This is a genomic window from Nocardioides sp. (assembly GCF_035429765.1).
Taxonomy (GTDB): Bacteria; Actinomycetota; Actinomycetes; order Propionibacteriales; family Nocardioidaceae; genus Nocardioides.
In genome coordinates this window covers 1-12907 of record NZ_DAOMFK010000083.1, presented here as the reverse complement: position 1 = coordinate 12907, position 12907 = coordinate 1, and the positions used below count along the sequence as shown (strand labels likewise).

General features: G+C 74.0%; 18 protein-coding genes. 14 read left to right on the top strand and 4 right to left on the bottom strand.

Translation table 11 applies throughout. From position 1 onward, the window contains the following. The 7 genes from ribD to PLP61_RS09435 form a co-directional block, all read left to right on the top strand. Positions 1-847, top strand: an 847-nt coding sequence (gene ribD, locus PLP61_RS09465; protein WP_324502397.1) for a bifunctional diaminohydroxyphosphoribosylaminopyrimidine deaminase/5-amino-6-(5-phosphoribosylamino)uracil reductase RibD, incomplete at its 5' end; no start/stop codon positions are given. Then, positions 847-1488 (top strand): riboflavin synthase, encoded by a 642-nt coding sequence (locus PLP61_RS09460; protein WP_324502395.1) that lies wholly within the window; start codon positions 847-849, stop codon positions 1486-1488. The genes ribD and PLP61_RS09460, both read left to right, overlap by 1 nt. Then, positions 1485-2756 carry a bifunctional 3,4-dihydroxy-2-butanone-4-phosphate synthase/GTP cyclohydrolase II gene (locus tag PLP61_RS09455; RefSeq protein ID WP_324502393.1) on the top strand — a complete coding sequence of 424 codons (1272 nt, stop codon included), beginning with the start codon at positions 1485-1487 and terminating at the stop codon, positions 2754-2756. Before PLP61_RS09460 ends, PLP61_RS09455 begins: the two co-directional genes overlap by 4 nt. Next, positions 2753-3238, top strand: coding sequence for a 6,7-dimethyl-8-ribityllumazine synthase (ribH, locus tag PLP61_RS09450; protein WP_324502391.1), 486 nt, complete (start codon positions 2753-2755; stop codon positions 3236-3238). The genes PLP61_RS09455 and ribH overlap by 4 nt, the downstream gene beginning before the upstream one ends. 11 nt (positions 3239-3249) lie before the next feature. Next, positions 3250-3513: a phosphoribosyl-ATP diphosphatase gene (locus tag PLP61_RS09445; protein WP_324502389.1), complete on the top strand. Its 264-nt coding sequence runs from the start codon at positions 3250-3252 to the stop codon at positions 3511-3513. A gap of 8 nt (positions 3514-3521) precedes the next feature. Next, complete coding sequence (gene hisG / locus PLP61_RS09440) at positions 3522-4382, top strand: ATP phosphoribosyltransferase (protein ID WP_324502387.1); 861 nt, start codon at positions 3522-3524, stop codon at positions 4380-4382. Next, entirely contained in the window at positions 4366-4818 is a 453-nt protein-coding gene (locus tag PLP61_RS09435; RefSeq protein WP_324502385.1) for a PH domain-containing protein, read from the top strand. The genes hisG and PLP61_RS09435 overlap by 17 nt, the downstream gene beginning before the upstream one ends. Positions 4819-4835: 17 nt before the next feature. Here PLP61_RS09435 and PLP61_RS09430 read toward each other — a convergent pair whose 3' ends face one another. Beyond that, complete coding sequence (locus tag PLP61_RS09430) at positions 4836-5777, bottom strand: aldose 1-epimerase family protein (protein ID WP_324502384.1); 942 nt, start codon at positions 5775-5777, stop codon at positions 4836-4838. A 17-nt stretch (positions 5778-5794) separates the two neighbouring features. Here PLP61_RS09430 and PLP61_RS09425 point away from each other — a divergent pair, with 17 nt between their 5' ends. Further along, complete coding sequence (locus PLP61_RS09425; RefSeq protein WP_324502383.1) at positions 5795-6259, top strand: GNAT family N-acetyltransferase; 465 nt, start codon at positions 5795-5797, stop codon at positions 6257-6259. Here the strand turns inward: PLP61_RS09425 and PLP61_RS09420 are convergent. The 3 genes from PLP61_RS09420 to PLP61_RS09410 are packed head-to-tail and all read right to left on the bottom strand — an operon-like array spanning position 6246 to position 8477. After that, on the bottom strand, positions 6246-6860 hold the full coding sequence (locus PLP61_RS09420) for a uridine kinase family protein (RefSeq protein WP_324502381.1): 615 nt from the start codon (positions 6858-6860) through the stop codon (positions 6246-6248). The two genes, PLP61_RS09425 and PLP61_RS09420, sit on opposite strands and share 14 nt — an antisense overlap. After that, entirely contained in the window at positions 6838-8052 is a 1215-nt protein-coding gene (locus tag PLP61_RS09415) for an amino acid deaminase/aldolase (protein WP_324502379.1), read from the bottom strand. The genes PLP61_RS09420 and PLP61_RS09415 overlap by 23 nt, the downstream gene beginning before the upstream one ends. After that, positions 8052-8477 carry a hypothetical protein gene (locus PLP61_RS09410; RefSeq protein ID WP_324502377.1) on the bottom strand — a complete coding sequence of 142 codons (426 nt, stop codon included), beginning with the start codon at positions 8475-8477 and terminating at the stop codon, positions 8052-8054. The genes PLP61_RS09415 and PLP61_RS09410 overlap by 1 nt, the downstream gene beginning before the upstream one ends. Before the next feature lie 52 nt (positions 8478-8529). On the opposite strand from PLP61_RS09410, the gene PLP61_RS09405 reads away from it, so the two are divergent. The 6 genes from PLP61_RS09405 to PLP61_RS09380 form a co-directional block, all read left to right on the top strand. Next, positions 8530-9039, top strand: coding sequence for an SseB family protein (locus PLP61_RS09405; protein WP_324502376.1), 510 nt, complete (start codon positions 8530-8532; stop codon positions 9037-9039). Between the two features lie 285 nt (positions 9040-9324). Further along, positions 9325-9972: a translation initiation factor IF-3 gene (gene infC / locus PLP61_RS09400; protein WP_502889005.1), complete on the top strand. Its 648-nt coding sequence runs from the start codon at positions 9325-9327 to the stop codon at positions 9970-9972. Between the two features lie 30 nt (positions 9973-10002). After that, positions 10003-10197: a 50S ribosomal protein L35 gene (rpmI, locus tag PLP61_RS09395; protein WP_324502374.1), complete on the top strand. Its 195-nt coding sequence runs from the start codon at positions 10003-10005 to the stop codon at positions 10195-10197. Between the two features lie 33 nt (positions 10198-10230). Next, positions 10231-10614 carry a 50S ribosomal protein L20 gene (rplT, locus tag PLP61_RS09390; RefSeq protein ID WP_324502372.1) on the top strand — a complete coding sequence of 128 codons (384 nt, stop codon included), beginning with the start codon at positions 10231-10233 and terminating at the stop codon, positions 10612-10614. Next, positions 10611-11417, top strand: a complete 807-nt coding sequence (locus PLP61_RS09385; RefSeq protein WP_324502399.1) for a TrmH family RNA methyltransferase — start codon at positions 10611-10613, stop codon at positions 11415-11417. The genes rplT and PLP61_RS09385 overlap by 4 nt, the downstream gene beginning before the upstream one ends. Positions 11418-11470: 53 nt before the next feature. Further along, a partial coding sequence (locus PLP61_RS09380; protein ID WP_324502370.1) for a hypothetical protein occupies positions 11471-12907 on the top strand: 1437 nt, incomplete at its 3' end.

Here is a 12907-nt window from a genome sequence, read left to right as displayed (position 1 = left end):
CGGGCCGGCGGCCGCGGGCGCCACCGCCGAGGTGACCATGGAGCCCTGCCACCCAACCGGCCGCACCGGCCCGTGCAGCGCGGCCCTGATCACCGCGGGAGTACGCCGGGTGGTGTTCGCGCAGACCGACCCCAACCCCGTCGCCGCGGGAGGCGGCGCCGCCCTCGCCGCTGCGGGCGTCGACGTCGACTCGGGTCTGCTCGCCGAGCAGGCGCGGGCGCTCAACCGCGTCTGGACCTTCGCCGTGGAGCACGGACGTCCCTACGTCACCTGGAAGTTCGCGGCGACCCTGGACGGCCGCAGCGCCGCCGCCGACGGGACCAGCCGCTGGGTGAGCTCACCGGCGGCCCGGCGAGACACCCACCGGCTCCGCGCACTGTGCGACACGATGCTGGTCGGGACGGGGACCGTCGAGGTCGACGACCCCGAGCTGACGGTCCGCGACGCCGACGACGAGCCCGTCCCACGCCAGCCGCTGCGGGCCGTGATGGGGCGGCGGGACCTCGACCCCCGGCGGCGGATCCTCAACGACCGCGCCGAGACCGTGCACCTGCGCACGCGCGACCCGCGAGAGGCGCTGGCCGACCTCTACAGCCGTGACCGGCAGCACGTGTTCCTCGAGGGCGGGCCCACGCTGGCTGCGGCGTTCCTGCGGGCCGGGGTCGTCGACGAGGTCGTCGCGTACGTGGCGCCGATGCTCCTGGGGGCCGGCCGGAGCGCCGTGGGCGACCTGGGCATCACCACGATCTCCGACGCCCTCGCCCTGAGGGTCGAGGACGTGACCGTGCTGGGGGAGGGGCCCGGGCGGAACGTGCGGCTCACCCTGACCCCTGGGAAGGACGACTGATGTTCACCGGAATCGTCGAGGAGCTCGGGATCGTCGAGAGCCTGCAGCAGCAGGACGACGCGGTGCGGCTGACCGTCCGGGCCGGCTCCGTGCTCGAGGGGACCGGCCCGGGTGACTCGATCGCGGTCAACGGCTGCTGCCTCACCGTGGCCGACCTGGGGGAGGGCACCTGGACGGCGGACGTGATGGCCGAGACCCTGGCCAGGACCACGCTCGGTGAGCTGGCCCCCGGGGACCGGGTGAACCTCGAACGGGCGGTGACCCTGGCCACGCGCCTGGGTGGGCATCTGGTGCAGGGGCACGTGGACGGTGTCGGCACGATCGTGTCGCGTCGGCCCAGCGAGCACTGGGAGGTCGTGGAGATCGCGCTGCCGGAGGGTCTGGGCCGGTACCTGGTGGAGAAGGGGTCGGTGACGGTCGACGGGGTGAGCCTCACCGTGGTCCGCGTCGGACCCGGTGCGGACGGGGCCGAGACGTTCACCGTCTCCCTGATCCCCGAGACCCTTGCCGGCACCACCCTGGGTTTCCGGCAGCCCGGCGACCGGGTCGACCTCGAGGTCGACGTGCTGGCGAAGTACGTCGAGCGGCTGCTCGGCGGCGAGACCGAGCGGCTGCTCGGAGGCGGAGGAGCGCAACGATGAGCGACCCAGGTGCTGTCCGGCTCGACAGTGTGGAGCAGGCGATCGCGGACGTCGCCGCCGGCCGGCCGGTGGTCGTCGTCGACGACGAGGACCGCGAGAACGAGGGGGACATCATCTTCGCGGCGTCCAAGGCGACCCCCGAGCTGATGGCCTTCACGATCCGCTACTCCAGCGGCGTGATCTGCGTGCCCATGCCCGCGGCGATGCTGGACCGGCTCGAGATCCCGCTGATGACCCCGCACAACCGCGACCGGATGCGTACGGCGTACACGATCTCCGTCGACGCGCGCGACGGCGTGACCACCGGCATCTCCGCCGCGGACCGGGCCCGCACCGTGAAAGTGCTGGCCGACTCGGCCACCGAGCCGCGGGAGATCACCCGCCCCGGGCACGTGTTCCCGCTGCGCTACCGGGAGGGCGGCGTCCTCGTCCGGCGCGGCCACACCGAGGCGGCCGTCGACCTCGCCCGGCTCGCGGGGCTGACTCCGGCCGGGGTGCTGGTGGAGATCGTCAACGACGACGGGACCATGAAGCGCGGTCCGGAGCTGCGGGCCTTCGCCGACGAGCACGGGCTGACGATGATCTCCATCGAGGACCTGGTCCGCTACCGCCGCCGCCACGAGCTGCACGCCGAGCGGGTCGCGGTCACCTGGCTGCCCACCGACCACGGTGAGTTCACCGCCTACGGCTACCGCGTCACCATCGACCAGAGCGAGCACATCGCGCTGGTGCACGGCGACGTGTCGGGTCCCGAGCCCGTCCTCACCCGGGTGCACTCCGAGTGCCTCACCGGCGACGTCTTCGGCAGCCACCGGTGCGACTGCGGCGCCCAGCTGGACGAGGCGATGGAGCGGATCGTGGCGGCCGGCCGGGGCGTGGTGGTCTACCTGCGCGGGCACGAGGGCCGCGGCATCGGCCTGGTCGCCAAGCTGCAGGCCTACGCGCTCCAGGATGCCGGTCGCGACACGGTGGACGCCAACCTCGACCTGGGGCTGCCCGCCGACGCGCGGCACTACGGGACGGCCACCCAGATCCTGCGTGACCTGGGGGTGGGCAGTGTCCGGCTGCTCACCAACAACCCCGCCAAGACCACCTCGCTGGAGGACTTCGGCGTGCCGGTGGCCGAGCGGGTGCCGCTGACCCCCCACCCCAACGACCACAACCTGGCCTACCTGCAGACCAAGCGGGACCGGATGGGCCACGACCTGCCCGGCCTGGACAGCTTCGACCGGCCGGACCACGACCTGACCCGAGGAGTCGAACGATGAGCGGTGCCGGAGCACCCACCCAGGAACCCTTCGACGCCAGCGACCTGCGGGTGGCCGTGGTGGCGGCCAGCTGGCACCAGGTGGTCATGGACGGACTGGTCGCCGGGGCGCGGCGGGCGCTGTCGGCCCACCGGGTCACCGACCCGGCCGTGGTCCGGGTTCCCGGCACCTTCGAGCTGCCCGTGGTGGCCGCCGCCCTCGCCGGACAGGGGTACGACGCGGTCGTCGCCCTCGGCGTGGTGGTCCGCGGCGGGACCCCGCACTTCGACTACGTCTGCGACGCGGCCACCCAGGGGCTCACCCGGGTCGGCCTGGACCACGGGGTGCCGATCGGGTTCGGGGTGCTCACCTGCGACACCGAGGAGCAGGCCCTGGACCGGGCCGGGCTGACCGGCAGTCAGGAGGACAAGGGCTACGAGGCGGTAGCGGCGGCCCTGGCCACGGCGCGGACGCTGCGCGCCCTCCGCGCCGGCAGCGCCTAGGCTTGACGCCCGTGAAGACGTTCGAGCAGCTCTGGGAGGAGCTCAGCGACCGGGCCCGGACCCGGCCCGAGGGGTCGGGCACCGTCCGCCAGCTCGACGCCGGCATCCACGCGATCGGCAAGAAGCTGGTCGAGGAGGCCGCGGAGTCCTGGATGGCCGCCGAGCACGAGGGTCCCGAGCGGGCTGCCGAGGAGATCAGCCAGCTGCTCTACCACGCACAGGTGCTGATGCTGGCCACCGGCGTGAGCCTCGACGACGTCTACACCCACCTGTGAAGGAAGCCATGACCACCTCCCGTCTCCTGCGCGTCGCCGTCCCGAACAAGGGCGGACTGGCCCAGGCCACCGCGGAGATCCTCCGCGAGGCGGAGTACCGGCAGCGGCAGGACGCCAAGGAGCTCACCCTCACCGACACCGAGAACGGTGTCGAGTTCTTCTACCTGCGCCCCCGCGACATCGCGGTGTACGTCGGGGAGGGCACCCTGGACGTCGGCATCACCGGCCGCGACCTGCTCCTGGACTCGGGGGCCAAGGCCGAGGAGGTGCTCTCGCTCGGGTTCGGCCGGTCCCGGTTCCGGTTCGCCGGACCGGAGGGCGCCTTCACCGACGTCGCCCAGCTCGACGGCCGGCGGATCGCGACCTCCTACCCCGGCATCGTGCGTGCCTACCTGGAGGAGAGGGCCGTCGAGGCCACCGTGACCCGGCTGGACGGGGCGGTGGAGAGCTCGGTCCAGCTCGGGGTCGCCGACGTCGTCGCCGACGTCGTGGAGACCGGCAGCACGCTGCGCCGGGCCGGCCTGGAGACCTTCGGCGAGGTCGTGCTGGAGTCCGAGGCGGTGCTGATCAGCCGGGCGGGCAGCGGGCTGCCGGACGGCTTCGAGGTGTTCCGCCGCCGCGTCGAGAGCGTCCTGGTGGCCCGCAGCTACGTGATGATGGACTACGACATCACGAGTGAGAACGTCGCGGCGGCGGTGGCGCTCACCCCGGGCATCGAGAGCCCGACCGTCTCCCCGCTGCACCGGCAGGGCTGGGTCGCCGTCCGCGCGATGGTGCCTCGCGCCGGGGCGCAGCGGCTGATGGACGAGCTCTTCCAGCTCGGCGCCCGCGGCATCCTGCTCACGGAGATCCATGCCTGCCGACTCTGAGACCCCTCCGCCGCTCGGGCTGCCCCACACCTGGCGCCCGCTCGGCGTCCGCCTGGCCGGGGGCTTCTTCGGGGCGATGCTGCTGCTGGTGTGCCTGGTGATGTGGTTCAACTTCGACCCTGAGGTCCGTGCCGCGGTGACCATCGGCCAGCGGCTGACTCTCCTCGGGTTCGGCCTGATGGCGGCCGCCGCGATGCACGCCCTGATGCGCTGCCGGGTCACGGCCTCCGCCGACCGCCTGGTGGTGGTCAACGGCTACCGGCGGCGCGAGTTCACCTGGCCCCAGGTGGTCGCGGTGAGCCTCCCGGCGGGGGCGCCCTGGGCGACCCTCGACCTGTCCGACGGCACGTCGGTTCCGGCGATGGGGATCCAGGGCTCCGACGGGCATCGGGCGCGCACCGCGGTCAGCGAGCTACGGTCCCTGCTGGACCGCTGACGCGTCCCGGGCGGGTCTCACTCGAGCGCACGGATGCCCCATGAGGCGCAGTGCTCGTCCCCCGGGGACCCGGCGGGCGCGAGGACGACGAGGTCCTCACCGCTGCCGAACGCGTCCGGCGGGGCGGTCATCGGCTCGACCGCGAGCGAGCGCCGAGCCGTCTCCCCGGCGTCGTCGCCGGAGTAGACCTGCAGCCACCGGTGCCGCTCGTCGGCCCACAGCGCGACCCCGGCCCCGGTGCGCGGGTCGCGCAGCAGCACGCTCACCCGGCCGGAGGGGTCGCGGGTCAGGTCGGTGAACGCGTGGTCGAACACCGTGCCGCGCACCGGGCGGGTGACCCGGAAGTCGAAGTCGGTGCCGTCGACGGGCACCCTGCCCACCGGCAGCATCCGGTCGTCGGTGACCAGGCGGCTGGCCGCGGGCAGGGTCAGCTCCAGCCCGTCGACCGGGCCAGGGCCCACGGCCAGGTACGGGTGGGCACCGGCGGCGTACGGCGCGGCGGAGGGCGCCAGGTTGGTGGCCGTGAGCGTCACGGTGAGCCCGTCGGCGCTGAGGTCGTAGAGCACGTGCAGGTCCAGCGTCCACGGGTACCCGCTCTGGGCCATCGACCGGTAGACGAGGGAGACGGAGTGCGCGGTGTGCTCCTCCACCGCCCAGCTCGCCCACCGCACCAGCCCGTGCGCGGCGTTGGCGCGCGCCGGCTCGCTGAGCGGCAGCTGGAGGTGACGGCCGGCGAACTCGTAGGCCCCGTCGCGGATCCGGTTGGGCCAGGGCACGAGCAGCTGGCCGCGCCCCCGGGCCGGGATCTGGTCCACGGCGAAGCCGTCCACCAGCGCCCGGCTCCCGAAGCTCAGGCTGCGCAGGGAGGCGCCGGACTGGGTGACCGCGGCCCGGTAGCCGCCGCCCTCGATCTCGAACTGGTCCCCGGTCGGCCACACCACGCCGCCAGCCTCCCACACCCGGCTAGGGTGCCGGTGTGGATGCCGTTCGCGCCGGGCTCGCTGTGGACTGCGCCCGGGACCCGGAGGCTGTGGAGCGGATCCTCCGGGCGCTGCCGGGCTGGTTCCAGTCCGAGGAGGTCGTCGCCGAGCTCGTCGTCGACGCCGGACGGCTGGACAGCTACCTGGTCCGTGCCGGCAGCCGCACCGTCGGCGTCGGGCTGGTGGACCGCCGGTTCGCCTCCACGGTGGAGCTGGTCCTGCTCGCGGTCGACCCGGCCTGGCAGGACCGAGGGGTGGGCACGCTGCTGCTCGGTCGCATCGAGTCCGACCTGCGCGCCGACCGCGTGCGGGTCCTGGAGGTGCACACGCTGGGGCCGACCTGCCACGACGAGTGCTACGAGCGGACCCGGGCGTTCTACGCCGCGCGAGGCTTCACGCCGCTCGCCGGCCGGGTCGCCAGCTGGAGCGGACCGGGGCTGCTGCTGGTCAAGGAGCTGTGACCGGGCCCGGGCCGGCGCCGTCCACGACCAGGTCCGCCCGCGCCCGGGTGCGCTGACGGGCCAGGTGCGCCTCCTCGGCGTCCAGCCAGGCCTCCCACCGGGGTCGCAGCGCGGCGCCGTCGCGGGCGATCCCCCGGGCGAGGCGGAGCGCCCGGGGTGCCTCGACCCACACCAGCAGGCCGATCCGGTCGGCGTACTCCAGCGCCCCCGCGCCGACCCCCTCCAGCACCAGCAGGTCGACCGGGTCCACGACGTGCTCCTCCGCCCAGCGGTCGCCCGCCCAGTCCCAGCGCCGGTAGCGCCCCGGCCGGCCGGCCGCCAGGGGCTGGACCACGTCGTCGCGGAGCCGAGGACCCACCCCCTCGAGTCCGCCCCATCCCTCGTAGAGGTCGTCCAGGTGCAGCAGGGTGACCGCGGCCAGGCGCTCGCGTGCGAGCGTCACGACCGCCTCGGCCAGGGTCGTCTTGCCCGACCCGGCCGGGCCGTCCACGCACAGCAGCCGACCGGTGACCAGCGTGGCCGGCCGGGCCAGGCAGCGGCCGAGGGCCAGCGCAGCGGGGGCCTCCGCCCGGAGGGCGTCAGAAGACCTGGCCGAGGCCACGGTAGGTCGGGACGGAGTCGGTGAAGGTGTCTGCGCGAAGGAGGTGGGCGAGGTTCGCGTGCTCGAACAGCTCGCCCGACTTCGCGTGCCGGAACCACACCAGGTCACCCACGGCGAGCAGGCCCGCCGGGTGCCCGGTGAGCGGCGTCTGCACCTCTCCCGCACCCTCGAGCCCGGTCAGGTGCAGGCCCGGCGGTGCCCAGGGCACGGGGAGCCGGTCGGCACCGGCGGGGCCGGAGGCGACCAGCCCGCCACCGTGGACGGTCGCGACCTGCGCGGAGGGGCGCCTGGTCACCGGGAGCCCGAAGTACGCCGCGGGGTGCGGGCGGAAGGACTGGTAGTGGTCGAACAGCGCCGGGGCGAGCAGCCCGGACCCGGCGGCGACCTCGGTGACGTTGGGGTCGGCCGCGGACTCGGCGACCGAGCCGGAGCCGCCGGCGTTCCAGAACTCCAGCTCCACCTCGCCGGCCAGGGCGTCGGCGATCTCCTGCCGGCGCACCCGCAGCTGCGACATCGAGGCGGCCTTCATCCGGCGCACCACCAGCGAGCGGGCCCTGCGGTCGGGCACCTCGTCGGGGACGCCGGCGACCTGCCCCTCGTAGGTCATCACGCCGACCAGCCGGAAGCCCGGCCGGTCGCGCACCTCGCGGGCCAGCTCGAGCACGTCCTGGGTGTCGTACAGCGGTGACCGCTTCGGCCCGACCTGCTGGCCGCCCATCCGCAGCCCGGCGTCGATGTCGAGCGCGACCCGCACCGGCACGGCCGTGGAGGACCGCACGGAGTCGACCAGGTCCAGGTGCGCGGGGCTGTCGACCATCACGGTGACGGCGGCGGCCGCCGAGGGGGACAGGACCAGCTGCTCCAGCGCCGCCCGGTCCGTGGTGGGGTAGGCGACCAGAAGGTCGTCACTCACGCCGCGGTCGTGCAGCCACAGGGCCTCAGCGAGCGTGTAGGCCAGCACGCCCCGGAAGCCGGGGACCCGCAGCGCCAGCCGGATCAGGGCGGGGACCCGCAACGACTTGCTCGCCACCCGCACCGGCTTCCCGGCGGCCCGGCGGACCAGGTCCCGGGCGTTGGCCTCGAACGCGTCGAGGTCGACGACGCAGACCGGGGTCGACAGCGGCCCGGCGGCACGCACCGCCTTGTTCAGCCGCAGCCAGAGCTGGTTGCGGTCCACCGCGGAATGGGCCATCAGGAGATCCCGCGCCTACGCAGCAGCGCCTCGATCTCCGCCATCTCGGGGTCCACCGGGTCGGCCGGCACCGCGGACCCGGCTCGGCGCGCGGGTGCCCCGGCCACCGGCTGCCGGGGGGCGCGCGCCGACAGCAGCCTGGCCACCACGAACAGCGTGACCGACAGCCCCAGCAGGAGGAGCCCGCCCCACATCATCGGGTTGAGGACCAGCCGAGCGGCCCACGCGGTGACCGCGTCGACGATCCGCAGGAGCAGCGTCAGCGTTCCGGTGAACAGCGCCGCGAACGGCAGCAGCATCCAGGCCACCCCACGCAGGCCGGCGGCCAGCCCGCGCCGCCGGAAGGCGAAGAACGCCCAGATCCCGGCGATCGCCGACAGCGTGATCGCCAGCGCCCACAGGACCGGGTCGAGGTAGTAGCCCACACCCCCAGGGTCCCACACGCACGGTGACCGCCGGGGTGGGATCATCGATCCCGTGCCCGACCCGCAGACCGGCTTCGGCGACGACACCGGAGCTGTGCCGGCGGAGGTCGCCGAGGCTCTCGACCGGTACGCCGCCGACCCCCGCTCCTACCCCGTGGCCCTGCACGCGCTGCAGCGCAGCCGGCTGCTGCTGGCCGTGCTCGAGGTGCCGGCCGACACCTTCCCCGAGCACGACCACGCCCACCACGACCACCCGCACGCACCCGCAGCCACCGCGATGGCCGCGGCGCTGGTCCAGCGCGAGGACGGGCGACGGGCGCTGGTCGCCTTCACCGGGCTCGGCCCGCTGCGCCGGTGGAACGAGCAGGCCAGGCCGCTGCCGATGTCCACCCGGACGGCCGCCGAGACCGCGCGCAGCGAGGGTGCCGTGGCGCTGCTGGTCGACCCGGCGGGCCCGACCAGCCTGGTGGTGCAGGGAGAGGACCTGGTCGGGGTGGCCGAGGGCTGGACGCTGGCCCGGCTGGGGGAGCGCACGGCCTGGATTCGGCCGGCGCCGGAATGATCCGCTACGATGCGGCGTTGACCGATCTGTCAGCCCGGCGCGCCCGCGCGGTGGGAGGGCAGATCTCCCAAGCGGAGCCGGCCAGTTCGTCTCCCACCCGCACCGACCGCCGCAGGTCGTCGGGTTCGGTCCCGAAGCCCTACCGGGCGACTGGCTTCCGCTTGGACAAGTGGAAGCCTTTTTCGTTCTCCGGCAGGTTCGCCGGAGAACGTCCAGGGGTTCCGGCCACGCTGTCAATCAGGAGGACCCATCAGCACTGACCTGCGCATCAACGACCGGATCCGGGTGCCCGAGGTCCGGCTCGTCGGACCCAACGGCGAGACCGTCGGCATCGTGCCCACCCACGAGGCCCTCAAGCTCGCCCAGGAGGCAGACCTGGACCTCGTCGAGGTGGCGCCGACGGCTCGGCCGCCGGTGTGCAAGCTCATGGACTACGGCAAGTTCAAGTACGAGAACGCCCAGAAGGCCCGTGAGGCACGCCGCAACCAGACCAACGTGATCATCAAGGAGATGAAGCTTCGTCCCAAGATCGACCACCACGACTACGAGACCAAGAAGGGTCACGTGGTCCGGTTCCTGCGGGCCGGCGACAAGGTCAAGATCACGATCATGTTCCGCGGCCGCGAGCAGCACCGTCCCGAGCTGGGGTTCCGGCTGCTGCAGCGCCTGGCCGAGGACGTCACGGAGCTGGGCTTCGTGGAGTCCGCGCCGAAGCAGGACGGCCGCAACATGATCATGGTGCTCGCGCCGCTGAAGAAGAAGGCCGAGGCCAAGCTGGAGATCAAGGCCGAGAAGGAGTCCCGAGCCGCGGAGCGGGCCGCCGCGGACGCCGTGGAGCGGGCCGAGCGCAGCGCCGCCAACGCCGCCCACCCGGCCGCACAGAAGAAGGAGCGCGGACGCTCCGAGAACCTCGATCCTGAGATCGAGGCCTGAGACCACGCACGAGAAGAGAGTCGAACCACGATGCCGAAGAACAAGACGCACTCGGGTGCCAGCAAGCGCTTCCGGGTGACCGGGTCGGGCAAGATCCGCCGCCAGAAGGCCGGTCTGCGCCACAACCTCGAGAAGAAGCCCTCGACGATGACCCGGCGGATGGCCGGTACGACCGAGGTCGCCAAGGCCGACACCAAGCGGGCCCGTCGGCTGCTCGGCCGCTGACCAGCCCCACCCAGAGCAACAAGGAGTACCACCATGGCACGCGTCAAGCGCGCAGTGAACGCCCAGAAGAAGCGCCGGACCACCCTCGAGCGCGCCAGCGGCTACCGCGGTCAGCGCTCCCGGCTGTACCGCAAGGCCAAGGAGCAGGTCACCCACTCGCTGGTCTACAGCTACAACGACCGCCGCAAGAACAAGGGCAACTTCCGCCGGCTGTGGATCCAGCGGATCAACGCCGCCGCGCGCGCGCAGGGCATGACCTACAACCGCTTCATCCAGGGCCTGAACCTGGCCGGGGTGGAGGTCGACCGCAAGGTGCTGGCCGACCTGGCCGTCAACGACACCCCTGCCTTCAACGCGCTGGTCGAGACGGCCCGCGCCGCGCTGCCCGAGGACGTCAACGCCCCACAGGCGTCCTGACCGCCGCCGCCGCGCCGCTCTCGCGCGGCAACACCCGCGTCAAGCAGGCCCGGGCCCTGGCCAGGCGGTCGGCCCGGGCCGACCGCCGGCTGTTCCTGGCCGAGGGGCCCAAGGCGGTCGCCGAGGCACTGACCGTCCCGGCCTGCGTCGTGGAGGTGTTCGCGACCGCCGAGGCCGCCCCGACGTACGCCGGGCTGGCGGCCGCGTCACCCCGGTGGACCGTGGTCGCCGACGACGCCCTGGCCTCGCTGAGCGGCACCGTGCACCCGCAGGGCGTCGTCGCGGTGTGCCGGTTCCTGGACCGTCCGCTGGCCGAGGTGCTGGCCCCCACGGTCGCGCCCGGGCTGGTGGCGGTGTGTGCCGACGTCCGCGACCCGGGGAACGCCGGGACGGTGATCCGCTGTGCCGACGCCGCCGGCGCTGACGCGGTGGTGCTGGCCGGCCACTCCGTCGACCCCTACAACCCCAAGACCGTGCGGGCCACCGTGGGGAGCCTCTTCCACCTGCCCCTGGCGGTCACCCCGGACCCGGCGGCGGCCGTGCACGCCGCCCACGGTGCCGGGCTCACCGTGCTCGCCGCCGACGGGTCGGGGGAGGTCGACCTCGACGACGCACTCGACACCGGGCTGCTGGCCCGCCCCACCGCCTGGCTCTTCGGCAACGAGGCGTGGGGCCTCCCGACCGACCTGGCCGCGCTGGCCGACCACCGGGTCCGCATCCCGCTGCACGGTCGCGCCGAGAGCCTGAACCTCGCCACCGCGGCGGCCGTCTGTCTCTACGCCAGCGCCCGGGCTCGGCGCTGACCGAGTTGCCCGGATCCCCCGCGCGCGGGGCCCACCCGTGAGATCGTGACGCCGTGTCGGACCAGAGCGCCGCGGGTGGCACGACCGCCGAGTCGGTGGTCGGCAGGATCGTCCCCTACCTCCTCCTCGCCGGGCTCGGGGCGGTGCTGCTGCGCAACGCGCTGACCCCGGTGACCAACGCCGACACCCTCTTCCACCTCCGGTTCGGGCACGAGTTCCTCGGCCCCTGGCCGCTCCGGGACCCCGGGACCGTCAGCTCGCTGGCGACCGCGCCCTGGACCCCCACCCAGTGGCTGCCGCAGGTGGTGATGGCGCAGGCCGAGACGTGGTTCGGCATGGCCGGCGTCAGCTGGCTCACCACCGCCCAGATCATGGGCTTCGCCGCGGCGGTCCTCGTCGCCTGCCGGCACCGGGCCTCGCTGCTCGTGGCGGCCACCGTCACCCTGCTCGTGGCGGGCGTGGCCGCGGGCGGTCTCTCCGGCCGCCCCCAGGTGCTGAGCTACCTGTTCACCGCCGTGACGGTGGACGCCTGGCTGCGCACCCGGGCCGACGGCCGGGTGCGCTGGTGGCTGGTCCCGCTCACCTGGCTGTGGGCCATGTGCCACGGCATGTGGCCGGTCGCGCTGGTCATCGGCGCGGTGGCCGTGACCGGTGGGCTGCTGGACCGCTCCACCACCGTCCGCCGGGCCACCCGGGAGGCCGCCGTCGTGGCCGGGTCGCTGGTCGCCGCGGGGCTGACCCCCGTCGGTCCGGCGCTCTACCGGGCGGTCGTCGCGGTCGGTGAGCGCTCCGACTACATCCCGGAGTGGAGCAGACCGGACTTCCTCAGCCCGCACCAGCTGGTCCTGGTCGCGATGGTCGCCGGCTACCTCCTGATCCGGCTGCGCGGCCCTGCCGTGAGCTGGACCGAGACGCTGTTCCTGCTGCTGGCCTGTGCATGGGCGGTGTACTCCGCGCGGACCGCCCCCACCGCGGCCATCGTGCTTGCTCCGCTGCTGGCCTCGGCCCTGCAGTCGGTGCTGCCCACCCGGCGGCGCCCGGTGACCCGACGGGAGCGCCGGACGCTGATCGGTGCGGCGGCCGGGCTGCTCGCCCTGCTGGCGGTGGTGCTGCCCAGCACGACGGTCACCGCCGCGCCCTACCCGGAGATCGACCGGGCCCTCGACGCGGTGCCCGACGGCACCGTGGTGCTCGACGAGTGGACCGAGGGAGGGTACCTGCTCTGGCGGCACCCCGACCTCGACATCGGCATGCACGGCTACCTGGACACCTACACGCTCGGGGAGATCGAGGCGGGCCAGCAGCTGCTTGCCGCCGGGCCGGGCTGGACGGCACTGCTCGAGCGCAGCCGGGCACGCTACGCCGTGCTCGCGTCGTCCACGCCCCTGGTGCCGGCGCTCGAGGCCCGCGGCTGGCAGATCGCCGCGCGGTCCGGCGACGTGGTGATACTCCACGCGCCGAGCTTACCGGCGCGGCGGCGGCGGCGGAGC